Source organism: Curtobacterium sp. 22159, assembly GCF_052045775.1.
Classification (GTDB): domain Bacteria; phylum Actinomycetota; class Actinomycetes; order Actinomycetales; family Microbacteriaceae; genus Curtobacterium.
On sequence record NZ_JBQEPN010000012.1, the window covers coordinates 124,814 to 150,893 of the forward strand.

Below are 26,080 nucleotides of genomic sequence, written 5' to 3' on the forward strand. Positions count from 1 at the left end.
CGCGGGGCCGCGGGCCTCCTGGCCGCCAGTATCGCGCCGGGGTCCGACGTCGGCCCTGCCGCCAGGACTCTGCGTACGCTGGGGCCGACGAAGGGTGCGTTCGATGAGGGCTGCGTGGTACGACCGGCAGGGTGCGGCGGCAGAGGTGCTGCAGGTCGGCGAACGGCCCGATCCGGAGCCGGGCCCCGGTGAGGTCCGGGTGCGCGTGTCGTTCTCCGGCGTGAACCCCGGCGACACCAAGAAGCGTGAAGGCTGGCTCGGTTCGGCGATGCCCTACCCCGAGGTGATCCCCCACAGCGACGGCGCCGGCGTCGTCGACCTGGTCGGGCCGGCCATCGACGGAGGACTGGTCGGCGCCCGCGTCGCCGTCCACGGGGCGCAGTCCTACCGGCAGTTCGGGACGGCGGCGGAGTTCGTCGTCGTGCCCGAGGACCTCATCACCCCGCTGCCGGACGACGTGCCCGACGACGTCGCCGCCCTCCTCGGGATCCCGGGGATCACGGCACACCGGGCGGTGTTCGGCGACGGTCCCGTCACCGGCAAGACCGTGCTCGTCCACGGTGTCCGCGGCGGCGTGAGCAGCATCGCGGCGCAGCTCGCGGTGTGGGGCGGGGCGACCGTCATCGGCACGGTGCGGCGCTCCTCCGACCTGGGCTCCGGCGACCTGCCGACGCTCGACGGCGTCGTCGCGCTCGACGACGACCCCGAGGCGGCCATCCGCCGGATCGCACCGGACGGCGTGGACCGGATCGTGGAGGTCGCGCTCGACGCCAACGCCGACCTCGACGCAGCGGTGATCGCCGACGACGGCGTGATCGCGACGTACTTCGCGCGCGGGGACCGTGTCTCGCTCCCCTTCCCGCCGCTGCTCTTCGCGAACGTCACGGTCCGGTTCCTCGGGAGCGACGACTTCCCCGCGGCGGCGAAGCGTCAGGCGATGGACGACCTCGTCTCCGCGGTCGGGAGCGGTGCGCTCCGGCTGCACGTCGGCGAGGTCCTGCCGCTGGACCAGGTCGCCCAGGCGCACGACGACGTCGATGCGGGGCGCGTCGGCCGGGTGGTGCTGCGGATCCGTGACTGAGCCGCTCCGACGACCGTCCGAGGTGTGCGACACTCCTTCCATGAAGCGGGGACAGGTCGTGTGGGGTTGGACGACGAGCGCCTTGGGAGCAGTGATCGTCCTGCTCATGGCGGGACAACTGGTCGAAGAGAACACGTGGTCGGGTCGCCAGGTGAACACGGTCGGCAGCTACTCGTCCCTGCCGCTGTACCTCGGAGCCGTCGTCGGGCTGGTGCTCATCGCCGGGGGCATCACAGCCGCGGTGACCACGTCCCATCGCCGCCGCCAGAACGGCGACTCCTCGGTCCGGCCGCTGCGCTAGGCGCTCGCTCGAGCGTCGGGCTCGACCACGGTCAGCGTCGGCCGGTGTCGCGCCCCGGACCCGTCCTCGGCCGTGATCACCGTCCAGGATCGCACCAACCCGGCAGACGCCTCCACGAGCGTGTGGTCCAGCGGCATCCCGAGGCTCGTCGGGACGGACGTGGGCCAGGTCCCGACACCGGCGCCGTGGACGATCGACGCCGCGTCCGAGCAGGCGCCGAGCCCCGCCCCTGCGAACGCGTCCACGGAGGCGTTGAAGTCGCCCGACACGATCACGTCGCTCCGAGGCGAACACACGTCGCGGACCCACCTCAGGTCGGCCGACCATCCGGCGAGGCCACGGAGCAGCGGCTGTGGCGCGTGCAGCGCGACGATCGTCGGCGAGCCCGGAGCGGTGAGCACGATGGATCGCACCGGGTCGATGCCCGACCGCGCCGTGTACCGCGTGGCGAGATCGACACGCACGAGGACCGCGGTCTGGGCGTCGGTGCCACCGCGGAACAGCCGCATGGGGCGTTCGTCGGTCCGGAGGGCACGGTCGACTGCTGCTGCGCGTGACGCGTCGCCGGCGTCCGGGAGCACGACGACGTCCGCCCGTGCGGACACGGCTGCGCGAGCGATCGTCCGGGGGCCCACCAACCCGCCGTTCGTGTTCCACTCGAACACCCGAAGGTCGCCCGGGACGACGACCGGAGGATCGTTGCGCAGTCCGCGTACGCTGATGATGCCGCCGCTCGCGCCGGCCAGGAGCAGCAGCACCACCGCCGCCACCGAGATCGCGGGTCGCAGTCGCCGCCGGATCGCCGCGACGACGAGCAGGAGCACAGCTGTGCCGAGCAAGCCGATCGTGACGACAGCCCGCGCCGGCAGGACCGCAGCCAACACCGGAGCCCGTCCGAGTCCGAGCCACGGGGCGAAGACGTACCCGCCGCCGAGCAGCAGTACGGCGGCCGCGGTCACGGCGGGGACGAGGACCGGACGAGACACGCATCGATCATCCCGCACGACGCGGTCGCCGACGGCAGACTCGTCGTCAGGCCCCGCGGCCGGCCAGCTCGCCCGCCCGTTCCCCGGGCACGCCGAGCACGAGCAGACTCGTGACCGTCGCCGCTCTGACGTCGAGAGCGGCGTCGTTCCGCCGGTCGTCCGCGATCGCGAACACCGTCGCGTAGGCCGTCCGCCCGAGCACCTCGGCGGGGAGGTGCCGCCCGAACGTCCCGTCCTCCTGCCCCCGTGCGACCACCGTCGCGAGCACGCCGTCGACCGCACCGAGCAGCTCGTGGATCTCGTCGCCCTGCTCACCGCGGCGCAGTGCGAGCAGCACCCGGTACCGATCGGCCAGGGGCCACAGGCGTCGGACGAACTCCGTCCAGACCTCGTCGGCGGGCACGGTGTCCGCGTCGATCTCGTCGAGCACCGCCTCGATCTCCCGGACCGCCTCCCCCGCCAGCGTCCGCACGAGGTCTGCGCGCGCGGGGAAGTACCCGTAGACCGTCCGCCGGACGACACCGGCGGCCGTGGCGATGTCGCCCATCCCCGCGTCCGGGGCGACCCCGAGGACCTCGCGCGCGACGTCGAGGATGCGACCGCGCGTTACGTCCATCGCCCGTTGTCGGGTCTCGTCGGTCACCACGAACCCATCATTGCACAACCGTGTGCAACGGCGTACCGTGCTGCGCGAGCCCATTGCACACACCTGTGCAACGACTGGCGCACCCTCCGAGGAGACGAGACATGCCCGCACTCGACGCGATCCGCCCCTTCACCGTGACCGTCACGGACGACGACGTCGCCGACCTGGAGGCGCGGCTCGCCCGCACGCGCTGGCCCGCCCCCGAGACGGTGCCCGACTGGTCACAGGGCGTCCGGCTCGCTCACGCCGCGACCCTCGTGGACCACTGGCAGCACCGCTACGACCGACGACGGTTCGCTTCCTCCCTCAACCGCTACCCGCAGTTCCTGACGGAGATCGACGGCCTGGACATCCACTTCGTCCACGTCCGGTCCCGCCACCAGCATGCGATGCCGCTCGTCCTCACCCACGGGTGGCCGGGGTCCGTCCTCGACTTCCTCGCGCTCATCGGCCCGCTCACCGACCCGGTCGCGCACGGCGGGTCCGCGGAGGACGCCTTCGATGTGGTGATCCCGTCCCTGCCCGGCTTCGGGTTCTCCGGCAAGCCGACCGAGACCGGCTGGGATGCCGCCCGGACGGCGAGGGCGTGGGCCGAGCTCGTGCGGCGGCTCGGCTACTCCCACTGGACGGCACACGGCGGCGACTGGGGTTCGGTCATCACCACCACGCTCGGTGCTGCCCGTCCGGAAGGCCTCGTCGGCATCCACCTCAACACCCCGTACGCGTTCCCGACGACGATCCCGGAGCACCGGTCCCCTGCCGAGCAGCACGCGGTGGACACGCTCGCGCTGTACAACGGGCCGCTGGGCGGATCGAACCACCTGCAGGGCACGAGGCCGCAGACGCCGGGCTTCGCGCTCGCGGACTCCCCCGCCGGTCAAGCGGCCTGGATCTACGAGAAGTACCAGTCGAAGACCGACAACCGCGGCCTGGCCGAGGACGCGATCCCCCTCGACGACATCCTCGACACGATCTCCCTGTACTGGTTCACGAACACCGCGGCATCGTCCGCCCGGATCTACTGGGAGAACCGCACCGCCACGATGGCCGGTCCGAAGCTGACCCTGCCCGTCGCCGTGACCGTGTTCCCGCGCGACATCCCGCTGCTGCCCCGGTCCTGGATCGAGGACACCTACGCCGATCTCATCCACTACGGCGAGGCCGAGCACGGCGGGCACTTCGCGGCGCTCGAGCAGCCGGAAGTCCTCGTCCAGGAACTCCGCACCGGGCTCCGACCCCTGCGCGACACGGATTGGCGCGATCTGTACGATCAGCGTCCTGCGCGCCCCTGGTAGCGAGTCCGACGGCGCAGTTGGGTTGCGTCATGACCAGCGACGGAACGACCCAGAGTGCAACAGAGCCCACAGGACGCGCGCGAGGTCGGCTCCTCTGGCCCACCGCGGCGTGGTTCTGGGGCCTGCAGTTCGCCGTCCTCAACCCGCTCCTGGCCGTCCTCCTCGTCACGGTGACGGGTGCGACACCGACGCAGGCCGGCTGGGTGCTGGGCGCCTACAACGTCGCGGGGTTCGTCGCTTCCCTCGTCATCCCGGCGCTCGCCGACCGGTCGGGCGACTACCTCCGCCCCCTCCTGGTGTGCGCGCTCTGCGGCGTGGGTCTGACGGTGGTGCTCGCCGTCACGACGGCGTTGCCCGTCGCGGTGATCGCACTCGTCGTGCTCGGCGGCCCGCCGGGAGTGGGATCGACGCTGCTGTTCGCACAGCTCCGACACGAGGGAGCAGCTCGGGCTCAGGTCGTCCGGACTCGCGCGATCGTCTCCTTCGCCTGGGTGGTCGGGCCGCCGCTCGCGACCGTCTGCACCGGTGCCGCAGGAACGCCGGCGGCACTCGGGCTCCTCACCGCGATCGGCCTGGTCAACGTCGTCACCGCGCTCCTGCTCGTCCGTCGGCGCGATGCGGCGCGGACCCCGAACGCCTCCGGTCGCGAGCGCCTGCTCCCACAGCTCAGCGGGTGGTCCCGGTGGGGGACGGTGACGGCGTTCGTGTTCCTCCAGATGACGAACATCGCAACCGTGACCGTCACCGCCCTGTTCGTCAGCCACGACCTCCACTCGCCCCTCGGGTGGGCCGGCGCCGTGCTCGGAGCAGCCGCGCTCCTGGAGATCCCAGCGCTCCTGGTGCTCGGCCGGATGGTCGGACGGACCTCCACCCGAACGGTGCTGGCGGGCGGGTGGTGCGCCGGCGTCCTGTACTACGGGCTCGCGTCACTCGTGCAGCAGCCGTGGCAACTCCTCGCACTGCAACCGCTCAACGCCTGGTTCTTCGCGACCGTCGCGGGGGTCGGCCTGACCGTCTTCCAGGGCGCCTTCCGGAGCCCAGGGCTCGCGTCGGGACTGTTCACGAACACCAGGCGGATCGGTGCCGTCCTCGCCGGGGTGCTCATCGCCGGTCTCGGCGACCTCCCCGCGCCGTACCGGGCGGTCTACGAGGCGGCGACCATCACGGTCGTCGCCGTCCTGCTCGCCGCCGCCGTCGCGACCACTCGACACAGGTGGGAGTGGTCACCGGATGCACGCTAGGTTCACCAGCGTGAACAGCGCTGTCCGAGACCACCGCGTGGCCGTGCTCGTCCTGGACGGAGCGAAGGCCCTCGACGTCGGGATCGCGGCGCACGTGTTCGCGAAGCGGCCGAGCATGCCGTACGAAGTGCGCGTGTGCGGTGAGCACATCGGCACCGTCGATGGCTGGAACGGGCTGGCGTACGCCGTGGGGCACGACCTCGTGGCGCTCGAATGGGCCGACACGGTGCTCGTCCCGGGCTACCGGAACCCGGCCGATGTCACAACCCCACCCGCGGTGGCCACGGCGCTGCGGTCCGCGTACGAGCGGGGCGCCCGGATCGCAGCGATCTCGACCGGCGCGTTCACGCTCGCCGCGGCGGGGCTGCTCGACGGACGTCGTGCGACCACGCACTGGCACTACACCCAGGTCCTCCGGGACCGGCACCCGACGGTCGACGTCGACGAGAACGTGCTCTTCGTCGACGCCGGTCCGGTGCTCACCAGCGCCGGAGCGGCGAGTGGCATCGACCTCTGCCTCCACCTCATCCGCCGAGACCACGGCGTCGCGCTCGCGAACCACGTCGCACGCCGGCTGGTGAGCGCGCCGTACCGCAGCGGCGGTCAGGCGCAGTACGTTCCCCGGAGCATCCCGGAGCCCCTCGGGGACGTCTTCGCGGCCACCAGGGCCTGGGCCCTCGACCACCTCCACGACGAGCTCACCCTCGCGGTGCTGGCCCGGACGGCGAACGTCTCGCCGCGGACGTTCTCGCGCCGTTTCACAGCGGACACCGGCATCACCCCGATGCAGTGGGTGCTCCGTGCGCGCATCGACCGCGCCCGGGAGCTCCTCGAAAGCAGCGAGCTCACGGTGACCCAGATCGCCGAGACGACCGGCCTGCGCTCGGACACGAACCTCCGCCGCCACTTCGGCAGCATCGTCGGGACGTCCCCCACCGCCTACCGGTCGGCCTTCCAGGAGCGCGGACGACCGCTCGCCTGAACCCCCACACGCCGCGCCGTCGCGTTCGGGCACGCCGGACGAGGACGAGTGCGACGGTCGAAGCCACCGCAGGCAGCGCGACGGCGATGCACGGCGCCCATCGAACCCGGACCTCCTGCCGAGCGCGCGCGGCCCGGCGCGCGGCCGCCCCGGCATACTCGACCCATGGACCGCGACGATGCGCCGAGCGCGCCGGTCACGCTGCTGACCCCACGGCTCCGGCTCCGGCCACGGCGTGCCGGCGACGCCGGGCTCCACCGCACCCTGTGGACGGAGCGCGATCCCCGCGTCCCTGCGCACCGTCGCATCGGATCGGACGGACGGCCGACCGTCGCCGACCTCGAGGACCAGATCCGCCGTGACGACACGACACCCGCTCCCGGGCTGCTCGTCGTCGAACGACGGGACACCGCCGCGGCCCTCGGGTACTGCGGGCTCGTCGCGAACAGCGCCGACCCGACGGGTGCTCCGGAGCTGGCGTACGAGTTCCTGCGGGCGACGTGGGGCCACGGGTACGCGACGGAGGCGGCCTCCGCGGTGGTCGAACTGGCGCGAGCGGTCGCGCACCCGCTGCTCGTCGCCACCGTGCGTGCCTGGAACACGCCGTCGCTCCGCGTGTTGGCGAAGCTCGGCTTCGTGGACACCGGCGAACGCGAGCGGGACGACGTCCACGGCGACTCGCTCCGCTGGCAGAAGGCCCTCTGAGCGGGCCCCGCCAGCGGCGGGTCAGGAGGAACGGCGCGGGTTGACGAGGTCTCCGTCCCACGACAGGTCGCTGGCCTCGTCCACCTCGTACGCCTCGAACCGGCCGTCACCCAGCACCGGGTCGACGAGGGCGCGGGAACCGGCCACGACCGTGGAGTCCCAGCCCGGTGCGACCGCCGACGGTGGCGCACCGGCCGACCCGCTCGAGCAGCCAGTCACCGGGAGCGACGCCGACGCCGACCCACCAGCAGCACGCCGCCCGCGGCGAGGAGCACCGCCGCCACGAGCCCGAGGGGCCCGAGGTCCGCACCGGTGAACGCGAGCCTGCCACCCGGGTCCGCCTCGTCGGCCACCGGACCACCGCCGGAGGCGTCCGTGCCCGTGCCTGCGTGCCCCGCGCCTCCAGGCCCGCCTGCCGTCGGCGGCACGGGCCGAGCGGTGACGGTGAACGCGGTCCGTGCGAGCACCTCGCCGTCGACGGCAGCCGTGACGGTGACCCGCGCCACGGAACCGGCCGGGACGGCGAGACGTGCCGCGAACGACCCGTCCGCGTCGGCCTGGACCGTCTGCCCGCCGATGCGCGGCGAGGTGGCGAGCGTCACGCGCGCTCCGGCGGCGAACCCGCTGCCGGAGACGGTCTGCGTCGCGCCGGCCGCGACGGTGGGATGCGCGACGGTGAGTCGCGGAGCGGCCGCCGCCGCGGTGGACCACCGCACGGTGGTGCGCTCCGTGACCGAGCGTCGGTCGACGGGCACGGTCAGGGTGCGCGTCGCCGCGTCGTACTGCCACCCCGAGGCGGCGACGGGCTTGCCGTCGATGGTGACCGCCGCTGGACGGTCCGCGTTCGTGATCGTGGCCGTCCACGCCCGCTCCCGGACCTGACCCGCGAAGGTGCCGCGAGCCGGGGCGATGTCGAGCGTGCCGCCCGATCGCTGCTGCGTGTACCGGATCGCGGTCGACGCCAAACCGGTCGGCGCGGCGGTGGCCTTGTTCGACGCTGGCGTGTCCTCACCGGCGTCCTCGTGCAGGTCGAAAGCACCGTCCGCCCCGTTCGCGACGGTCACCGTGACGGCGTCGAGCGCTCCGTCGGCGTCGTTCGCGACGTGGTGACTGCGCGTCGGCACGATCCCGCCGCTCCGGACGAACACGGGCATCGCGTCGAGCCCGGTCGTCACGTCGGCGGACGTCCCGCCGCGGTAGGTCTTCCCGGTGAACCAGTCCGTCCAGTCGCTGCCCGCGGGGAACCACACGGAGGTGGTCGCCGTGTCGCCGCCGGTCGTGGCCGGGGCGACGAGCACGTCCTTGCCGTAGAGGTACTCGCTGCCGGCGAGCGAGTAGGACGCCGGCTGGTCCGGGTACTGCAGGTACAGCGGTTGCAGGATCGGCGTCCCCGTCGCGGTGGCCTGGGCCGCCAGCGTGTAGGTCAGGGGCAGCAGGTCCTCGCGGAGGTTGAGGAACTTGCTCGCCGAGGCGTTCGCCGCGTCGGGGTACTGCCACGGCAGTCGGTCGCTGTGGTTGCTGTGCAGTCTGTCGATCGGCTGGAAGGTGCCCAGCTGCACCCAGCGGGCGTAGAGGTCCGGGGGCAGCTGCGTCGTCCCCGGTTCCTTGCCGGCGATGCCGTACTGGGCGCCGTTGTGCCCGCCGATGTCGTGGCTGACCGCGGCCAGACCGGTCGCGGCGGACTCCCCCGGCGTGTAGCCGACCTCGGCCTTCAGCATGTCCCACGTCGAGGTGGTGTCGCCGGTGAAGTGCACGGTCGTGCGCTTGTCCGCCCACGGCCCCGTCGGCACGGCCTGCGGATTTCCGTAGCCCCCGGCGGTCAACGACCCGTAGGCCCGGGAGAACGCCAGTCCGCGGCCACCCAGCGCGGCGTTCGTGTAGTCGGCGTACTGCTGGTTGATGTACGCGTCCGGGGTGACACCGTTGGCCGAGTACTCCGAGTTCTCGCTGCAGCACCAGTCGAGCCACCACATGTCGACGCCGTCCTGCTGGACGGAGTCGTGCAGCTCGAAGTACGCCTTGAGCTGGTCCGGGTCCGACCAGTCGAACAGCCAGTTGTCACCGCCGCCGTTGGTGAGCTTGCCCTTTGCGGTGCGCTGGGCCTCGGCGAACTTGGGGTCGCTGCCGGAGATCGTCGGGTGGATGTTGAGGGTGTTGTGGATGCCCTCGGCGTGCCAGTCCGCGAGCAGTTGACCCATGTCGGGGATCCGGGCCGGGTCGACCTCCCACCCGTTCCACTTGCTGCCCTGCTTGTAGTCCGTGTCGATCGCCATGACGTCGACCGGTACGCCCTGCTTCCGGAACTCCTTCGCGATCGCCTCGTAGTCGGCCTGCGATCGGTCGTAGTACTCCGAGTACCAGACGCCGTACGCCCACCGCGGCAACAGTTTCGTCGGCCCGGTCAGCGTCGCGAGGTCACGGAGCGCGGTCGTGTAGTGGTTCCCGTACCCGAAGACGTAGCCGTCCGAGTACGCACGGCCCCCGTGGTCGCCCCGGGGTGTGGTCTTCTGCGTCGACGGGTCGTACAGCGCGGACGCGGTGTCGTCGAGCAGGGACCATCCGTCCTGGTACAGCAGGCCCGGGTTGGTGGGCTCGGTGCCGTTGGCGGTGTCGAGGTCACGACGGTAGCCGCCGAGTGGTGCGTGCGGCGCGAGGACCGGAGCGTCCTTGCCGACGACCGCGATCGTGTCCACGTTGACGTTGCAGTTCGACGCCTCGGTCGGACATCCCAGGGTGACGTCGTCCGCACCCTTCGTGAGGTGCACCGGCACACTGACGGTGTTCCAGTAGTCCCAGCCGCTCGTCGGGACGAGTGACACGGTGCCGCTCACACCGCCGACCTGCGCCGTGATCGTCGGCGACGCGGTGCCGCCGTTCGCGTACCGGACCTGGAGGCGGTAGTCGCCGTCCGCGGGCACGTCCGTCACGTGGGTGGTCACCGAAGCGCCGGTGCTCCACAGACCGGCGACGAACGCGCCACCGGATGCGCCGTTGTGGTCGCTCGCCTGCTGTGCGGTGCCGGTCCGGCCGGCGTCCTCCGCCTCGCAGATGGTCGAGTAGCGGCAGTCGGCGCCGCTCGTCGACGAGCTCGGAGCGGGGTAGGCCGCTCCCGGGGCGACGAGGGCGAGGCTGTCGACGTTGACCTGGCCCGAGTCCGACGCCGCGCGCTCGATGCGGATGGTGTGCTCGCCCGCGCTGAGGTCGAGCGAGGTCGTCGCGGTACGCCAGTCGTCCCAGCTCGTGCCGGCCGGCAGACTGATCGTCCGGGGTGCGTCGCCGTCGACCACGACGCTCAACGTCCGCGTGGTGACCTGGCCGTCACCGCCCTGCGAGTTCGCGTAGCGGAGGGTGAGGTCCCTGTCGCCGGACGTCGACGCCGTCGTGGTGAAGGTCATCGCGTTGCCGACGGACTCGAACCCTGCTGCGAAGCCCGTTCCGGCGAAGCCGGTGTGGTTCGTCGCGGGCGACAGCCCGTCGAGCCCGAGCGTCTCGGCCTCGCAGAGCACGCCGATCGTGCACGCGGGCTCAGGCGCGGTGGTCCACGGCGCGGCGTCGACGTGCTGCCCGGAGTCGGTCGTGACGTCGACCCGGAGGTTCTTCTCCGTGAACGCCCCGGAGCCCTGCTGGTACCGGATCCGCATCGACCCGGTGTCGATCGTCAGCCAGCCGTCGGCCACGGTCTCGGTGAACCGGGTGGCGGCGAAGTCGTCGCGCCCGATCACGTTGAAGGTGCCGGCATCGACGAACTGTCCGTCACCGGCGTACTCGGTGCGGATGAGGGTGGGCGAGAGCACCTCGAACCGCGCGTCCCCCGACACGACGGTCCGGCTGGCCGGCGCCGCGGATGCCGATGGTGCCGGGATGCCGATCGAGGCGAGCGCACCGAGCGCCAGGGTCGCGGTCAGCGCAGCGGCGACGGCGCGCCGACGTCGGGTTCGTGGGGATGTGCGGGGCAATGGGGTCTCCTCGGGGACGTCGTCGTCCGGCCGGACCGAGGTCGCGGCGCACGGGATACCCCCTGGCACCCCGCATTTACAACGCTGTAAACATAGCCGCTCGCGGGCTGCTTCGTGTCAAGATCGGACTCGTGTCGAGTGAACCGTCCGGCCGCGCCTTCCCGCCGGAGCCGCACGCCCGCGTGCACGTCGTGTTCCGTCCGTTCCGGAACGAGCCCGATCGGTTGGTCGCGCGGCCCTTCATCACGGGCGTCTTCGTCGTCGGGCACCGGGCGTACTCGGCGTGGATCGTCCTCAACGGAGCATCGCTGCGGCCGTTCACGCTCTACGAGGCGGGCGTCTGGTTCCTCGCCGAGGACCTCGTCCGGAGCGAGATGCAGGTCGGCGAATGGTTCTCCCTGTCCGGGCAGCCGACCGACATCGCCCGCGGGCAGTTGATCGGTTGGGGACCGCCGAGCTCCAGCACCCCCACCGAGGTCGGCGACGGCTCCGACCTCTTCGCCGACCCGTCCGACGTCCGCTTCTCCCGGGCGTCGGCATCCTGACGGAGCGGACCGCACGCGGCTCCGTGTCCGCACGGCGATCGCGGTCCCCCTGCTCGGGGCGGGGAGCGGCCGGCCACCGCGCGCCGACCCCGGCGTGCCCGATCAGGCGCTGCCCGGTGTGCTCCGGCGACGTCGCTTCCGCCGCGCGCGCCGCATCACCCGCAACCGCCCGCGGACCGACCCCGACCGCCCGGTCACGAGCTTCCACGACGACACCACGATCGTCCACACCCCGAGCGCCACCACCGGGACGAACGCGAACCGGGTCGCCCACAACAGCCCGTCCGAGTGCACCGTCACGTCCGACGTGGCCCCGAACAGCGCTCCCGCCGCAGCCGCTCCCGCCGCGCTGTCGCTGCAGCTCACCCACGACTGGTTGCCGCCGAACTCCCGCGAGCAGGTCACGTCCGACGGGCCGTCGTACTCGATGGCCGCGGTCAGGGTCACGGTCCCCACGACGATCCCGACGACCGCGATCGCCACCCACCAGGCGAGCGGGTTCCGCAGCCAGGTCCGCCAGTTGGTCCTCCCCATGCTCGCGAGGATAACGCGCCCAGCGCCCCCAGCGCGCCCAGCGCCCCCAGCGCCCCTCGGCGCCCCTCAGCGCCCCGCGATCCGCTCCACGATGTACCGCCACGGACCCCCGAGCGCGGCGACCAGTTCCACCCGCCGCAGTCCCCGCGTCGCCCGGACGAATTCGTCGTCGACCGGCCACCCGCCCACGGCGTCGACCGGGCGCTCGTCCGCTGCCTGCCCGAGCCCGCCGAGACGCCGGAGCGCACCCGGGGCACGGCGCAGCACCGCCGCGAGGGTCCGCGGATGGAGCACCAGCTTCGTCACCCAGGCACCCAGCCCGGTCCCGTAGCCGATCGCCTGGGACCGCAGGGCCTGTCGGTCGGACCGGTGTTCGTGCCACACGACGGCCGAGGGCTCCACGGCGAGCGCTCCGCCGGCGAGCAGCACACGGGTGAAGAGGTCGGGGTCCTCCCCGGCCCGTGACCGCGTGCCGGGGCCGAGCGCGACGTCGAAGCCACCGAGGGCCTGCACCGGGGCGCGTCGCACGGACATGTTCGCGCCCGTGCCGTAGGACCCGACGGCGAACGGGAAGAGCGGCTCGTCGACCGGCGGGGAGGAGGTCCGGTACACCCGGCGCTCGAGGTTGCGGGCCCAGGTGACGCGTTCGTCGAAGGAGCGCTGGGTGGGGCTGCGGAGCTCGCCGCTCGGGACGAGTCCGGTGACGCACCACACGTCGTCGTCGCGCTCGTACGCGGCCGCGATGGCGCGCGCCCACCCGCGGTCGACGACGACGTCGTCGTCGACGAAGGCGACGACGTCGCCGGACGCGAGGGCGAGACCGGCGTTCCGTGCGCGTGAGACGCCGGGTCGCGCCTCCAGGACGTACCGGACGCGTGGGTCCTGGACGGCGACGACGACGTCGCGGGTGCGGGAGCTCGTGGGGGCGTTGTCGACGACGACGACCTCGAGGTCGTCGTGGTCGGACGCGAGCACCGAGCGCAGGGCGCGCTCGAGCGACCGCGGGCGCTCGCGCGTGGCGATGACGACGGTGAGGCGCCGATCCGGTCCGTTCGGCTGACCGACGGGGCCCGCCGGGAGGCGCGTGGCAGGCAGTGCGCGCAGCACCGGTCCCAGCTCGGCCGGGTCCACCGCCCCGTCCGGGTCGACGGCGACGTCGACGAACCCGGCGACCTCGCGCCCGTCCCGCACCAGGAGCCGCGCCCGGCGGAACCCCTCGGCCCCGGCGAGCTCCACCGCGTCCGCGGCGAGCGCCACCGGCCGGTCGACCGCTCCGACCCACGCGGCACGCGACCACGCCGGTGGCTCGGCCGAGGGCATGGCGGGCTCGAGGGTGAGCACGGTGGTGCCGGTCGGCTGCGCCATGGCGTCCTGTCGTCTCGGATCGGGAGGGTCGGGAGGTCGGTGCCATGCTCCGTGGCCGACGCGACCCCGGGCAACCGCGCAGGGTGTCCTTGCGGGGACGCTGCGGTTTGCCGCCAGTAGGATCGGCGGAGACGCCGGTGTCCGCCGGCGCCCGGTCCGCCGGGACGACCCCGGCGGAGCCGGGCACGAGGAGGACGCATGGCCCTGGCCGACCCGAGTCACTGTCCGGACGACCAGGACTCCCTGCTGGTGGTGGACCTGGCGCTTGCCGCCGACCCGCCGGTGTGCGCGGTCTGCGGTCACGCGCAGGATGCGCACGAGCACTACCGTCCGGGGACGGACTGCGCGCTCTGCGATTGTCCGAGGTTCCGCCGGAAGCGCTGACGCGGACGGGCGTGCGGGAAACCGCCGTTGACCCGCACCCGCTCGGGAGCGCCCTTGTCGGTGCCGGACGGCCCGCCTAGCGTCGCGCTCATGGCCCCCTCCCCCTCGGCACTGGCGTGCATCGTGCTGGCCCACGAGGACCCGACGCACGTCCGGAGACTCGTCGAGGCGCTGGACCCGTTCCCGGTGTTCCTGCACTGCGACGCGCGGACGCCCGCGGACGTGTACGCCGCGATGACGACGGCCCTCCCGGACCGGGTGCACGTGCTGCCGCGGCTCCGCACCGGGTGGGCCAGGTGGGAGAACGTGGAGGCGGAGGTCGCCGGGTACCGGGCTGCCCTGGCGGCGACGGACGCGGGGCACGTCGCCGTGCTGACGGGGAGCGACTACCCGCTCGCGTCGGCGGCGGAGACCACGGCGCTCCTGGCGGCCAACGCGGGGCGGTCGTTCGTCGACCTGCACCGGTTGCCGCACCCGGCATGGGGCCGTGACGGCGGCCGGTCGCGGATCCGCTTCCGGCACTGGGCCTGGCGCAAGCACATGCTGCGGGTCCCGGTCCCGCGGCGGGTCCCGCACGGAGTGGTGTTCGGCGGCGGTTCGCAGCTCAAGGTCCTCGCCCGGCACCACGCGCAGGCCGTCCTGGACGCCGTGGACACACGGCCGGACCTGGTGTCGTTCTGGCGCCGGGTGTGGATCGCGGACGAGACCTTCGTGCCCTCGGTGCTGCTCACACCGTCGTTGACGCCGGACTTCGCGTCGGCGCACGTGGCGCACGCACTCTGGTGGATCGGGTGGGACGGGACGAAGCGGAAGAGCCCGCCGTGGCTCGGGATCGAGGACGCGGGTCGGCTGCTCGAACGGCGGACCCGGCCGGACGAAGCGCTCCCGCGGGTGTTCGCGCGGAAGTTCTCGACCGCGCGGAGCAGCGACCTGCTCGACGTCCTCGACGGCGCCTTCGACCTGCGGCGGTCGGCGGTGCCCGACGAGCGGGTGGTCGCGCCGTGACGGTGCCGCAGACCCGGCGGGAGGCGCTCGCCGCGGAGGGGGCGGCGGCTCCGGGGCAGGTGTCCCCGGACACCGGCAGCACGGCGGTCCGGCGCGGCTCCTCGGTGCTCTTCGGCCGGGGCCTGCTGTACGTCGTCGTGTGGTCGATGCAGCTCGTGGTGAGCTCGCTCATCTCCCCCGTGCTCGCGCACCTCATGCCGCCGTCCGAGTTCGGCGTCCTGGCGTCGGCGATCGCGCTGTACCAGGCACTCGTGGTGATCGCCGTCGCCGGTCTCGACCAGGCATCCGTGCTGCAGCGTGCCGAGGACGGGGACGACCGGCGCGCCCGCGGACTGCTGACGGTCGGCATCGTGACCGCGGTCCTCGTCACGGCCGCTGCGCTGGTGACGATCCCGCTCTGGGGTGACGCCGCCGGGTTCATCGGTGCGCACCCGCTCCTGCTCGTGGCGGTGCTCTGGACGGGGCCGGCCGCGATCGTGCAGATGTCGCTCGCGATCCTGGTGGCGCAGGACCGGATCCGGGTCTTCGCCGTGACGAGCCTGCTGTCCTCGGTGGGCGGCTCGGTCATCGGGCTCGGCCTGCTCGCCGCGGTGCACGCCGACGCCACGACGTACGCCTGGGGCGGGGTCGTCGCGCAGGGTGCGGCGATGGTGATCGGCGTCGCGGCGACACGCCCTCGGGTGGCGGGGCTGTTCGACCGGGCCACGACCGCTCGGGCGTTCCGGCTGGGGATCCCGATCGCGCTCGGCAACCTGTCGTACTTCGTGCTGAACGCCGGCGACCGGCTCGTCGTGCAGCGGCTGCTCGGCCCGGACGCCGTCGCCCGCTACCAGATCGCCTACGTCGTGGGCTCGGCGGTGATCCTCCTGCTGACGTTCACGAACCAGGCGTGGGCGCCGCACTTCGCAGCGTTGCGGGACGCGGTCGCACGACGGACCCTGGCGATGCACGCCCGCGACCAGCTGTACGGGCTGCTCGCGCCGGTGCTCCTCGCCGTCACCCTGGTCTCCCCGGTCGCGCTGCCGGTCCTGGCGCCGGCGTCCTACCGCGTGCACGAGCTCACGATCGTCGTGTTCGTCGTCGCGCTGACGGCGTTCCCGGTGGTGGCGAGCGGCGCGACGGGGCGCCTGCTCCTCGTCGAACGACGGGGTGTGGCGGTCGGTGTCATCGCGGCGATCGCCGGCGTGGTGAACATCGCCGCGAACCTCGTGCTCGTGCCGCTCACCGGGATCGTCGGGGCGGGGCTCGCGACCGTGGTCGCCTACACGGTCCTCGCCGTGCTGCAGCAGGCGGCGCTGCCGGACCGGAAACACTGGCGCGGACCGTCCCGGCGCGTGGTGCTGACCGTGCTGGCGGCGCTGGTGGTCGCCGCCGCGTCTGTGTTCCTCCCGCAGGACCCGGCGTGGAACGTCGCACGCGTGGTCGGGGTGCTCGCCTGCCTGCCGTGGTTCGTCCGACGGCTGCGTGCCGCGCGGGGAGGGGCCTCGTGAGCCGCCGGCGGCCGGGGACGGGTCGACCGCTCCGCGTCGTCGTCGCCACGAACGGCCTGGCGATCACCGGCGGCGTGGAGCGCTGCGTCCTCGAGGACGTCGGCGAGCTCGTCGCCGCCGGCCACGACGTCGAGGTGTGGCACCGCCCCGCGCACGCCGGGCCGCCTGCGACCGGTCGGGAACCGTTCGACCGGCTCGGGGTCCGGCTCCGGCTCGCACGGGACTACCGCTTCGGCGTGCGCACCGGCGTGGCTGACCTGGTGCGGTTCGTCGGCGAGGGGCTGCGGCTCCGCCGGGTGCGACCGGACGTGCTCTGGCTGAACCGTCCGGAGTTCCTGCCCTGGGGCCGGGTGGTGTCGTTCGTCTCCGGCGTGCCCCTCGCGGTGCACCTCCACCACGCGCCGAACTACCGTCACGTCGGCCCCGTCAGCGGCGGGCGCACCCGGTTCCTCGCGGTGTCGACGTCGATGGCCCGCGCGTGGGTCGCCGTCGGCGCACCGGCGGAGAAGGTCGAGGTCGTCGGCAACGGCGTCGACACGACGGCGTTCCCGCTCGCCACCCCGGCGGCCCGACACCGCGCCCGCCTCGCCCTCGGGCTGTCGGACGACCGACCGGTGGTGCTGTACTACGGACGGCTCACGCAGTCGAAGGGTGTGCTCGCACTCCTGGAGGCGTGGGGCCGCGTCCTCGCGCGCGTCCCGGTGTCCGCGGGGTCCGGCACGACGCCGGCTCCCGTGCTCGTCCTCGCCGGGGCGCTGTACGACGAGGACGCAGCCGCGGTGACCGCCGGCGTCGAAGCGCTGCCCGAGGGTGCGGTCGTCCGGGTGCCGGAGCGGGACGACGTGGTCCCGTTGTTGCACGCCGCCGACCTCGTCGTCGCGCCGTCGATCGAGCCCGAGGGGTTCGGTCGGGTCGTGGTCGAGGCGATGTCGACCGGGCGACCGGTGGTCGCCGCGGCGTCGGGGGGCACCGCCGAGATCCTGGCCGACGAGTGGGCTCGCTTCACCGTGGACCCGACCGACCCGGACGCGTTGGCGGCCGCGGTCGTCGACGGACTGCGTGCCGCCGCCGAGGAGCCCGCGCTGGCCGACCGGTGCCGGGCCTGGGTCCGCAGCCGGTACGGACGGGAGCGGCACGTGGCCGCGCTGCTCCGGTCACTGCTCGAGACCGCCCGACTCTGACCCGTCCCGGTCACCCGCCCCAGCCGGGCGCCGCCGTCCGCGTGTCGTCCGAGGGGACGGAGGGCGCGGGCGTGGCACCGTCGGCCGGGACGTCGATCGTCATCCAGTCGACGAGGAGCGAGCCCGCCGCCGACCGGGGCGGCGTGCCGTCGTTCGAGCCCGCCTGCACGACGAGGTGCATGCGCGCCGTCGGGACGTTCTCCGTCGTCGAGCCGACCACGGTCCCGTCGACCAGGAACGACATCCGGCCCGGCGTCCACTCGATCGTGTAGGTGTGCCAGTCCTGCAGGGACACCCCGGTGTCGTGCTGGACGCACTTCTCCCCCGGGTCCGCCAGGCAGTGCACGTTGAGCCACGCCGGTGCGCCGAGCGCGCCCTCGGGGAAGTCGACCTCGCCGTGCGACCACTCGTTGTCGTCGCTCCACAGCAGCACCGCGACGCCGTAGCCGTCGACCTCGTCACTGCGGAGCCGGATGCTGTACCGCCCCGAGGTCTGCCCGCCCCACTGTCCGTCGACGAGCGGCACGATGCCGGCGGCGAGCGGTGTCCCGCTCCGCGTGGTCCGCAGGCGCATGTCGAGCACGCCGTCGTGGGCGGTCAGGGCCGACGCCGAGTACCGGCCCGTCCCGGCGGTGTCCGCGAACCCGTGGTAGACAGAGAACCGGTCCGCGTAGTCCGCCTCGAAGCCGCCCTGCGGGGTGCTGTCGGCGAAGTCCTCCGAGAACACCCGTCGCCACCCGGCGCCGTCCGACGCCGGCATCCCGACCCCGCTCGGGTCCCGGACCGCTCCGTCGCCGACCGCCGTCGGACCGCCACCCGTCGCGGCGACGATGCCGGCGGCGACGACGAGCGCACCTGCGGCGAACGCGGCGCGTCGACCGCGCACGACGGCCGGTGCGCGGTGGCGGGACCGGCCACGCGCGTGCGCGGGCGGGGCGCCGTGGGCCGCGGCTGCGTCCGATGTGACCGGCGCCGTCCGGCCGGGTCGTGCCTCCCGTCCGTCCACCGCGGCCCCGGGGCCGTCCGTCACCCCGCCGACCATGCCCGGATCTCCGACAGTCCGACGTTCACGGTGCTGCCCGAGACGCCCGTGACCGTGAACCGGGCCCACGTGACGTTCCGTGGGGTGAAGTCGACGGTGAGCGGGTCGCCGCCGTTCGGGAGCTGGCCCACGGCGACCTGGCTGCCGTCCGAGAAGGTGATCGTGCCGCTGGTGACCTGGTCGGCGCTGTTCGGACGGTCGTCGAGCACCACGCGCCCCAGTCGGACCGGCGACGCCCAGCCGAGCTGGATCCAGACGCCGGTCCTGCCCCACGGCGCGACCCACTCGGCGGTCGGGTCGTCGGGGTAGCCGGACACGACCCCGTCGACGGCCTTCGCGACGGTCTGGCCGGTCGACGGGTCGTCCCAGGCAGCCGTCGGGGTGGCCGAGCCGGTCACGTCCGTGTACGTCGTAGCCGGCGGTGTCGTGGGCGGTGACGTGGTGGTGGCGGGCGCGAGCGCGCGGATCTCGGCGAGCCCGATGTTCCGGGTGGTGGTGCTCACACCCGTCACCGTGAACCGGACCGAGGTCACCGTCCGTGCGGTGAACGTCACGCGCTGCACCGCCCCGCCGTTGTCGAGCGCCGGGACGGGCACGGTCGTGCCGTCTGCGAAGGACAGCGTGCCGCCGGTGACCTGGTCGTCGGTGTTCGGGCGGTCCGCCAGGTCGATCTCGTCGAGCGTGACGGGCGTCGCCCAGGTGAGCTGGATCCACGTGCCGACGCCGCCCCCGGGTGCGGCCCACTCGGCGGTCGGGGCGTCGGGGTAGCCGCTCACCACCCCGTCGACGGCCTTCGCGGCGGTCTGCCCGTCGGCGGGGTTCTCGGCGCTCGCCGTGACCGTGGCCGTCGCGGTCACGTCGGTCCCCTGCGCGGGCGGGGTGGTCGGTGGCGGGGTGCTCGAGCCGGCCGTGTACTGCCGGCTCAGCCAGGAGCCCTCCGGCTTGCTCGCGCAGGCGGAGGCGGAGGCGCACGTCTGACCGTCGTGCGCGGCGTAGGTGAAGAACGCCTCGCTCTTCTGCTGCGTCTGCGTCGCGGTGAGGTTCGACGGCCGGTCCGCGATCGGGTACCCGAGGTACCCGGTGAACGTGTGCGGTGCGGTGTACTGCTGCTGCGCGGTGTCGGTCAGGTAGGCGACGGTGTGGTGGTCGCTGTGGTCGCCGTCGCCGTAGTGACCGACGTCGTCGAGCGTCCGTACGTCGGTGGGCGCGAAGTCGTCCAGCACGCCGAGGAGGGTCGTGCGCAGGTCGGTCAGCGAGTAGCTCGCCGCGTGGGCGGCGCCGGTGACCGTGTGCATCGTGCTGATCGCGCCCTGGTAGAGCTTCTGCAGGCTCTGGGTCCCGTCCGCGGCGAACCCGGACCCGTCGGTGTTGCCGTCCGGCAGCTCCATGAACACCAGGCTGATGCGGGGGTCGGTGGTGAGCGTCTCGGTATGCAGGCTGCGACCGTCCACCACGAGCGTGCCGGTCGTCCAGTCCGGTTGCACGCCGGCGATGTCCGCGTAGGACGCCATCAGCCCGGCCTCACGCCCCTGCCAGTACCACGCGGGCTTCCCGGCGTCCCCCGCGGTGACGACCACGGACCGGACGCACCGGCCGGCGTCGACGTCGGCGCGGAGGGCCGTGCCCGAGAACAGCAGGTCGTCGTCGGCGTGCACGACCACGGTGAGGACGCGGCCGGCGCTGCAGTCGACTCCGGCGCTGCCGGTTCCGCTCGCACCGGCCGTCGCGGTCGTCGGTGCGGCGAGGACACCGACCGTGAGCACCGCGGCGACGGTCGCGACGGCGATCCGCCACGTCCGTCCGACCGCTCGCCGCTCAGCGGGAGGCATGGCGCTTCCCCGCCGCCGTGAGCTCGTACACGGCGGTCGTGCCGGAGGACCACACGCGCTTCCAGTACGGCGACGACGCCATCGACGCCGCGAGCCGCTGGTAGTCCGCGTCGGTCTGGTAGCCGTACCGCTCGTCGTAGGCGCCGAAGGGCTCGGCGACGAGGGCGTAGTACTCCGTCGCCGGCCAGTCGAGGACGAGCTGCTTCGTCATCGCGCTGACGTCGGCGTCGGGGTCGTACCCGGTCGGCGCCGGGTAGGGGCCGAGCGCCTCGCGGGAGAGGTAGCCGACGTCGAAGTACCGCGCCCCGGTGTTGCTCGGCACGGCGTTCGCGGACCCGGTCAGCAGCATCATCGAGCCCTTGGGCGCGGTGCGGTCGTAGTACTGCGTCGCTGCGGACTCGCTCCGTGTCGTGACGCGGTTCCAGTCGAGCGCCGTCTGCCCGAACGCCCCCACGCCCACCATGGCGGCGACGGCCGTCCCCGCCACGACGGCACGGACCGCCGTGGGGCGGACGCTGCGGCGCACCAGCCGACCGACCGGCGCGAGCCGTCCGCTCGGGTACGGCAGTCCGGCGGCGAGGACCGCGATCCACGGCGTCGCGAAGAGGACGACGCGGAAGATCCCCTCCTGGCCGTAGTTCGTGGCGACGAGCAGCGAGATCGGGCTCGCCGCGGCCGCCAGCAGTCCCCAGTGCACCCGGTCGCGCCGCAGCAGCACGGTGGTGAGCGCGACGAGGCCGAGCACCACCAGCGCGACCGCGGGCACGTCGAACGCCAGGCGGGTGACGAGCGGCTCCGGGAGCACGGTCATGTCGTGCGTCGGGGGCTGCACGTTGTCGAGCACCCGACCGACCGCGGCGATGGACACGAACTTGCCGAGGACGTCACCGTTGGTCACCGCGAACGCCACCGCTGGCACGAGCACCACGAGCGGCAGCCACCACGGCCGGAGCAGCCGGAACACCACGAGGGTCACGAGTGCGGCGACGGTCAGGTACGGGGAGATCTGGTGGGTCACGACGAGCACCACGCCGATCACCGCGATGGCGACCACGCGGGACAGTCCCACGCGGCGCGCGCGGAGCGTCGACGTGATGGTGCCGTCGGCCGTGGTGACGCTCGTGCGGCGCAACGGCCCGGTGGCCAGCACGAGGATCACGATCGACAGCAGGATGCCGGTGGACTGCGGCGAGAAGTACGTCGTGTTGAGCGACCCCGTCATCGCGGTGAGGAAGGCGGCGATCCACGGCCGCCGGACACCGGGCAGCCAGTGCGCCGCGAGCAGACCGACCGCGATCGTCGTGGTGAACGCGAGCAGGACCGGCACCCACGCGGCGATCGTCATGGCGTTCACGATGCCGCCGACGTCCGCGACCCACGCGCCGCCGGCGAAGAGCCCGGACCAGGTCTGGAAGATGTCGGCGCTCGGGTTCGTCGCGCCCCAGCGCCGGATGTACTCGAGGACGCCGATGTGGCGGGCCGCCGCCATGACCGTCGGCATGCCGTACGTGATCGCCTGCGCGAGCTGGACGACGCCGCCCAGGACGACCACCGGCACGGCGACCCCGCGTCCGCGGACCAGGGCCACCACCGCCGCGGCGACGACGATCGCGAGTCCGACGACGAGTCCCACGCCGAGGGAGCCGAACAGCCCGGCGGGCACCGGGTCGCCGACGTGTGTGAGCGCGGTGACCACCACGACGAGCAGGCCGACGACCGACGCCGCCGTGACGCTGTGCGTGGTGGTCCACCGAGCGTCGCGCAGCAGGGTCGGTGCCGCCCCGGCGAGCCGACGCCGCCGGAGTTCGGCGACCTCGCGCGGCACGGCGACCGCGATCGCGAGACCGGTGAGCACGAGCACGGCGACGAAGGCCACCGTCGGTTGCCAGATCCGGAACGTCGCCATCGTGTAGCCGATGCCGATCGTCCCGACGAGCGATGCGGTGACGGCGAACGCGCTGAAGCGGGCGAGCGCCATGGGCCGGACCAGCAGCAGCGGCGCGACGCCGAGCAACGCGAAGAGGAAGACCCCGACGGCGCTGCCGCGGAGCACCGGGAGCCCCGAGAGGGAGCCGACCGCCGCGAGCAGGAGCGTGAGCACGACGAGACCGGCCGCGGCGAGCCGGGCGACGGGGCCCATCGCACGGGCATCGACCGGACGCACCGGACCGGAACCGGCGAGACCGCGTTCGAGCTCGTGGCGCCCGTGGGCCGTGCGGTCGATGGTGCCCGCTCCCCCGGCCCGCGCGGCGAGCGCGAGGAACGGGGCGGTGAGCACGGACCGTCGTTCGACCGCGCGGAGCTTCCGGGCGGTGACGGCGAACTCGGCGTCGACGGCGTCCGGCTCCCCGCGCCGCGCGGGGCCCGGTGCATCGGTGCCGTCGGCATCGACGGCGACGGAGTGGTCACCCCGCTCGAGGCCGAGACGAGCGAACGCGCTGACGGCGTCCGGGAGGGCGTCGACCGAGGCGCTCAGCGTGTCGCGGTCGAGGGCGTTCTTGGTCATCCATGCTCCGAGTCCGTGGCCGTGCGCGGCAGCGGCAGCGCGGAGCGACGCGACGTCGTCCGGGGTCCGCTGCCACGCGATCGCGGCCGGTTCGACGGCGATCGCGGACCCGGCCACGAGCAGTCGTGTGAAGAGGTCGAGGTCGTCCCCGCCGCCGACGCGGGTGCCCGGTCCGAAGGCGGTGTCGAAGCCGCCGAGACGCAGGAGGGTCGTCCGGCGCACGGCGAGGTTCGCGCCCGTGCCGTACGACGACGCGGCGAACGGGTGCCGGGTCGTACCGTCGACCGGGGCCTCCGGCCCGTCGTCCGTCATGCGGTGCACCCGGCGTCGGACCGTGTGCGCCGCGGCCGTCCGGGCATCGTGCCAGCGCTGCGCGGGCGTGCGGAGCTCGGCAGCCGGCACGAGACCGGTCACGCAGGCGACGTCCGGCTCCCTGACGAACGCGGCGGCGAGCGCCCGGACCCAGCCCGCGTCGACGACCGCGCCCTCGTCGACGAACGCGACGACGTCCCCGCTCGCCTGCAGGAGTCCGGCGTTCCGGCTCGCGGCCAGTCCCCCGGGCGGCGCCTGGATCGTCGTGACACGGCGGCCACCGATCACCACCGTGGTCGGCCGTGCCTCGTCGGCACCGCGGGCGACCACGACGACGTCGAAGTCCGGGCCGTCGCAGGCGAGCACCGAGCGCATGGTCTGGTCGGCGGCACCGTCCGTGCACAGCACCACGGTGACGGACGGCAGGTCCTGACCTGCTGCCGGCCGTCGCTCGGGAGCCGGCATCGGCCGGATCGCACGCTGGAGGGTGCGGACGTCGACGGTCGGGCCGATCCGTCGCCGCTCGGTGATCTCCACCTCGACGAACCCGAGCGGTTCGCCGTGGTCGCGGACGAGCAGCCGTGCCCGCCGGTAGCCCGACGCCCCGACGAGCGCGATGACCTCCCGGTGGCTCGAGGCGTGCACGTCGGCGCGGTCGACCTCGCCCACCCACAGCGCGCCGTCCCAGGTCGGCACGAGCGGTCCCGTGACGATCGGCGGGACGACCATCGCCAGGGTGGCGCGGGTCACGGCGTCACCACCGGCAGACGTGCTGCTCGGGTCGCCGGGTCACGCACGACGACGCCGCCGAGGAAACGCCCGACCGCGTATCCGGTGACGGTGGACGCGATCGACACGACGATCGCCCAGGCGCGACGGCCGCCGCCCCGGCCGATGCCGCGCAGTTCGCGGGCGACCGCGCCGGGGAGCACCTCGGTGAGGTACGTCCGCTCGCTCGAGAGCGAGGCCGTCGCTCCGACGCGGCGGCTGAGGACGGCCTTCGAGATGCCCTCGTAGTAGCTGCGGCGGCGCAGGTAGCGCATGGTGACGCGGTCCGGCGAGACCCGGTGCGAGACGTTCGAGCGCGGCTCGTGGCGGATGCGGGCTCCCGGTCGCGCCTGGGCGATCCGGATGCACATCTCGGTCTCCTCACACCCGAGGGGCTGGTTCCCGACGCGGCCGATGCCGGAGCGGAACCCGCCGGCGAGGAGGATCGCCCCACGCCGGAACGCCATGCTCGACCCGATGACGTTGCGGACGTCGCCCGGTGTCTCGGGGAGGCCGCGGTAGCTGCAGCCGACGATCCAGAGCAGCTCGTCCGGGTACGGCCCCGCACCGGTGGCGTCGGGCCACGAGGGGGTCGCTCGACCGCCGACACCGACGACGTCCGGGTCGTCCAGCGCGGCGAGCAGGTGCCCGAGCCAGTCCTCGTCCGCGGTGGCGTCGTCGTCGAGGAACGCGACCACGTCGGCGTCGGTGAGCGCGACACCGGTGTTCCGTGCGCCGGACAGTCCGCGTTCCTCGGTGTTCTCGACGACGTGCAGGCCCGGCCAACGGGCCGTCGCACGGGCGAAGAGCTCGGGTTCGTGGTCGATGACGACGACGACCTCGGGCGACTCCGGCTGTCGCACGGCGGACTCGACGCTGTCCTGCAGGTCGCCCCACCGCTGCTGCGTGTAGGCGCAGATCACGACGGCGACGCTCGTCACGCCGCGTCCCCCTCGAGCGCGACCACCGGCAGGACGGGAGCGGTGGACACCGGCAGGGCCGGCGCAGCGACCGCCGGCGCAGCGGACGCCGGCGCAGCGGACGCCGGCATGCCGGACGCGGCGGGCGTCGCCTGCCCGACGATCGGCGAGGTCGGCACCGCCGAGCCCGACGGCCCCACGGCAGCCGCTCCGCCGGACGACGCCGCGAACCGGGTGCGGGCCCGTCCTTCGGCGGCGCGGCGGCGCTCGTGCATGATCGACTTCAGGACGCGGATGCCGTCGGTCACGGCGTTGAGGTTGCTCGTGCCGTGCACGCGCAGCTTCTCGTGGCTGCCGACCTCGGTGATCGCGAGCTCCGCGGCCGACCACCGGCACGTGAGGACCGTCTCGATCTCGAAGCCGTCGCCCCAGAGCATCGACCCGTCGGTGGGACGGGGCAGCGTCGACGGCAGCAGCCCGATGCGCGGCAGCACGTCGGCCCAGAAGGCGTTGTAGCCGTAGCAGAGGTCGCTGTACCGGGTCCCGAGGATCACGTTGCAGAGCAGGTTCAGGCCGCGGTTGCCGAGGTTGCGGAGGATCGTGATGTCGTCGCTCCCGCCACCGTGCGAGTAGCGGGTGCCCTTGGCGACGTCGGCGCCCTCGACGAGCGCCTGCACGAAGCGCGGGATCTCGTCCGGGTCGGCGGAGCAGTCCGCGTCGAACATGACGACGACGTCGCCCGTGACGGCCTCGAAGCCGCAGGCCAGCGCGTTGCCCTTGCCCTTGCGGGTCTGGCGCACCACCCGCACGTCCGGCAGGAGGCGCTGCGCCGTCGCGACGGTGTCGTCCACGGAGTCGCCGTCCACGAGGATCACCTCGTGCACGGGCGGGAGCATCGGCAGGATGATCTCGAGGTTGCGGGCCTCGTTGCGGGCGGGGATGACGACCGAGACCCTCGGGTCCCTCGGACGGGCGGTGGTGGCGGACATGGTGCTCCTGTCGGGTC

22 protein-coding genes are annotated in these 26,080 nt (G+C 73.5%); 11 read left to right on the forward strand and 11 right to left on the reverse strand.

The annotated features are described in order from the left end of the window. Positions 1–103 precede the first annotated feature (103 nt). Positions 104–1,081 (forward strand): NADPH:quinone reductase, encoded by a 978-nt coding sequence (locus ACTJKO_RS14420; protein ID WP_440689829.1) that lies wholly within the window; start codon positions 104–106, stop codon positions 1,079–1,081. Between the two features lie 40 nt (positions 1,082–1,121). Next, on the forward strand, positions 1,122–1,382 hold the full coding sequence (locus tag ACTJKO_RS14425) for a hypothetical protein (RefSeq protein WP_440689830.1): 261 nt from the start codon (positions 1,122–1,124) through the stop codon (positions 1,380–1,382). Here ACTJKO_RS14425 and ACTJKO_RS14430 read toward each other — a convergent pair. Both ACTJKO_RS14430 and ACTJKO_RS14435 read right to left on the reverse strand, forming a co-directional pair. Continuing rightward, a complete protein-coding gene (locus tag ACTJKO_RS14430) occupies positions 1,379–2,368 on the reverse strand; it encodes an endonuclease/exonuclease/phosphatase family protein (protein ID WP_440689831.1) in 990 nt (329 codons plus the stop codon). The genes ACTJKO_RS14425 and ACTJKO_RS14430 overlap by 4 nt on opposite strands. Positions 2,369–2,414: 46 nt before the next feature. Further along, entirely contained in the window at positions 2,415–3,011 is a 597-nt protein-coding gene (locus tag ACTJKO_RS14435; RefSeq protein ID WP_440689832.1) for a TetR/AcrR family transcriptional regulator, read from the reverse strand. Positions 3,012–3,115: 104 nt separating this feature from the next. Here ACTJKO_RS14435 and ACTJKO_RS14440 point away from each other — a divergent pair, with 104 nt between their 5' ends. From ACTJKO_RS14440 to ACTJKO_RS14455, 4 genes are all read left to right on the forward strand, one after another. Then, positions 3,116–4,309 carry an epoxide hydrolase family protein gene (locus ACTJKO_RS14440; RefSeq protein WP_440689833.1) on the forward strand — a complete coding sequence of 398 codons (1,194 nt, stop codon included), beginning with the start codon at positions 3,116–3,118 and terminating at the stop codon, positions 4,307–4,309. A 29-nt stretch (positions 4,310–4,338) separates the two neighbouring features. Continuing rightward, positions 4,339–5,550, forward strand: coding sequence for an MFS transporter (locus ACTJKO_RS14445; protein ID WP_440689834.1), 1,212 nt, complete (start codon positions 4,339–4,341; stop codon positions 5,548–5,550). Positions 5,551–5,560: 10 nt separating this feature from the next. Beyond that, a complete protein-coding gene (locus ACTJKO_RS14450) occupies positions 5,561–6,532 on the forward strand; it encodes a GlxA family transcriptional regulator (protein ID WP_440689835.1) in 972 nt (323 codons plus the stop codon). A 165-nt stretch (positions 6,533–6,697) separates the two neighbouring features. Continuing rightward, positions 6,698–7,237, forward strand: a complete 540-nt coding sequence (locus tag ACTJKO_RS14455) for a GNAT family N-acetyltransferase (protein WP_440689836.1) — start codon at positions 6,698–6,700, stop codon at positions 7,235–7,237. Positions 7,238–7,258: 21 nt separating this feature from the next. On the opposite strand, the gene ACTJKO_RS14460 is transcribed toward ACTJKO_RS14455, so the two are convergent. After that, a complete protein-coding gene (locus ACTJKO_RS14460; RefSeq protein WP_440689837.1) occupies positions 7,259–7,384 on the reverse strand; it encodes a hypothetical protein in 126 nt (41 codons plus the stop codon). Between the two features lie 68 nt (positions 7,385–7,452). Next, complete coding sequence (locus ACTJKO_RS14465; RefSeq protein WP_440689838.1) at positions 7,453–11,193, reverse strand: TIM-barrel domain-containing protein; 3,741 nt, start codon at positions 11,191–11,193, stop codon at positions 7,453–7,455. A gap of 131 nt (positions 11,194–11,324) precedes the next feature. Between ACTJKO_RS14465 and ACTJKO_RS14470 the strand changes: the two genes are divergently transcribed. Further along, positions 11,325–11,738: a hypothetical protein gene (locus ACTJKO_RS14470; RefSeq protein ID WP_440689839.1), complete on the forward strand. Its 414-nt coding sequence runs from the start codon at positions 11,325–11,327 to the stop codon at positions 11,736–11,738. A 102-nt stretch (positions 11,739–11,840) separates the two neighbouring features. Here the strand turns inward: ACTJKO_RS14470 and ACTJKO_RS14475 are convergent, their stop codons facing one another. Together ACTJKO_RS14475 and ACTJKO_RS14480 are read right to left on the reverse strand one after the other, a co-directional pair. Further along, positions 11,841–12,272, reverse strand: coding sequence for a hypothetical protein (locus ACTJKO_RS14475; RefSeq protein ID WP_440689840.1), 432 nt, complete (start codon positions 12,270–12,272; stop codon positions 11,841–11,843). Positions 12,273–12,338: 66 nt separating this feature from the next. Further along, positions 12,339–13,637 (reverse strand): glycosyltransferase family 2 protein, encoded by a 1,299-nt coding sequence (locus tag ACTJKO_RS14480; protein WP_440689841.1) that lies wholly within the window; start codon positions 13,635–13,637, stop codon positions 12,339–12,341. Positions 13,638–13,835: 198 nt separating this feature from the next. Between ACTJKO_RS14480 and ACTJKO_RS14485 the strand changes: the two genes are divergently transcribed. The 4 genes from ACTJKO_RS14485 to ACTJKO_RS14500 all read left to right on the forward strand — a co-directional run bounded on the left by ACTJKO_RS14485 (position 13,836) and on the right by ACTJKO_RS14500 (position 17,697). Then, positions 13,836–14,021, forward strand: coding sequence for a hypothetical protein (locus ACTJKO_RS14485; RefSeq protein WP_440689842.1), 186 nt, complete (start codon positions 13,836–13,838; stop codon positions 14,019–14,021). A 90-nt stretch (positions 14,022–14,111) separates the two neighbouring features. After that, positions 14,112–15,026 (forward strand): beta-1,6-N-acetylglucosaminyltransferase, encoded by a 915-nt coding sequence (locus tag ACTJKO_RS14490; RefSeq protein WP_440689843.1) that lies wholly within the window; start codon positions 14,112–14,114, stop codon positions 15,024–15,026. Continuing rightward, positions 15,023–16,516, forward strand: coding sequence for a lipopolysaccharide biosynthesis protein (locus ACTJKO_RS14495; protein ID WP_440689844.1), 1,494 nt, complete (start codon positions 15,023–15,025; stop codon positions 16,514–16,516). Before ACTJKO_RS14490 ends, ACTJKO_RS14495 begins: the two co-directional genes overlap by 4 nt. Next, positions 16,513–17,697 (forward strand): glycosyltransferase family 4 protein, encoded by a 1,185-nt coding sequence (locus ACTJKO_RS14500; protein ID WP_440689845.1) that lies wholly within the window; start codon positions 16,513–16,515, stop codon positions 17,695–17,697. Before ACTJKO_RS14495 ends, ACTJKO_RS14500 begins: the two co-directional genes overlap by 4 nt. Positions 17,698–17,707: 10 nt before the next feature. Here the strand turns inward: ACTJKO_RS14500 and ACTJKO_RS14505 are convergent, their stop codons facing one another. From ACTJKO_RS14505 to ACTJKO_RS14525, 5 genes are read right to left on the reverse strand one after another with little or no spacing between them, the layout of a single operon-like run. Continuing rightward, a complete protein-coding gene (locus tag ACTJKO_RS14505; protein WP_440689846.1) occupies positions 17,708–18,727 on the reverse strand; it encodes a glycoside hydrolase family 16 protein in 1,020 nt (339 codons plus the stop codon). After that, positions 18,724–20,568, reverse strand: coding sequence for a DUF7402 domain-containing protein (locus tag ACTJKO_RS14510; RefSeq protein ID WP_440689847.1), 1,845 nt, complete (start codon positions 20,566–20,568; stop codon positions 18,724–18,726). Before ACTJKO_RS14510 ends, ACTJKO_RS14505 begins: the two co-directional genes overlap by 4 nt. Then, positions 20,555–24,136, reverse strand: coding sequence for a glycosyltransferase (locus ACTJKO_RS14515; RefSeq protein ID WP_440689848.1), 3,582 nt, complete (start codon positions 24,134–24,136; stop codon positions 20,555–20,557). The genes ACTJKO_RS14510 and ACTJKO_RS14515 overlap by 14 nt, the downstream gene beginning before the upstream one ends. Continuing rightward, positions 24,133–25,095, reverse strand: a complete 963-nt coding sequence (locus tag ACTJKO_RS14520; RefSeq protein WP_440689849.1) for a glycosyltransferase family 2 protein — start codon at positions 25,093–25,095, stop codon at positions 24,133–24,135. The genes ACTJKO_RS14515 and ACTJKO_RS14520 overlap by 4 nt, the downstream gene beginning before the upstream one ends. After that, positions 25,092–26,063: a glycosyltransferase family 2 protein gene (locus ACTJKO_RS14525; RefSeq protein ID WP_440689850.1), complete on the reverse strand. Its 972-nt coding sequence runs from the start codon at positions 26,061–26,063 to the stop codon at positions 25,092–25,094. Before ACTJKO_RS14525 ends, ACTJKO_RS14520 begins: the two co-directional genes overlap by 4 nt. Between the last annotated feature and the right edge of the window lie 17 nt (positions 26,064–26,080).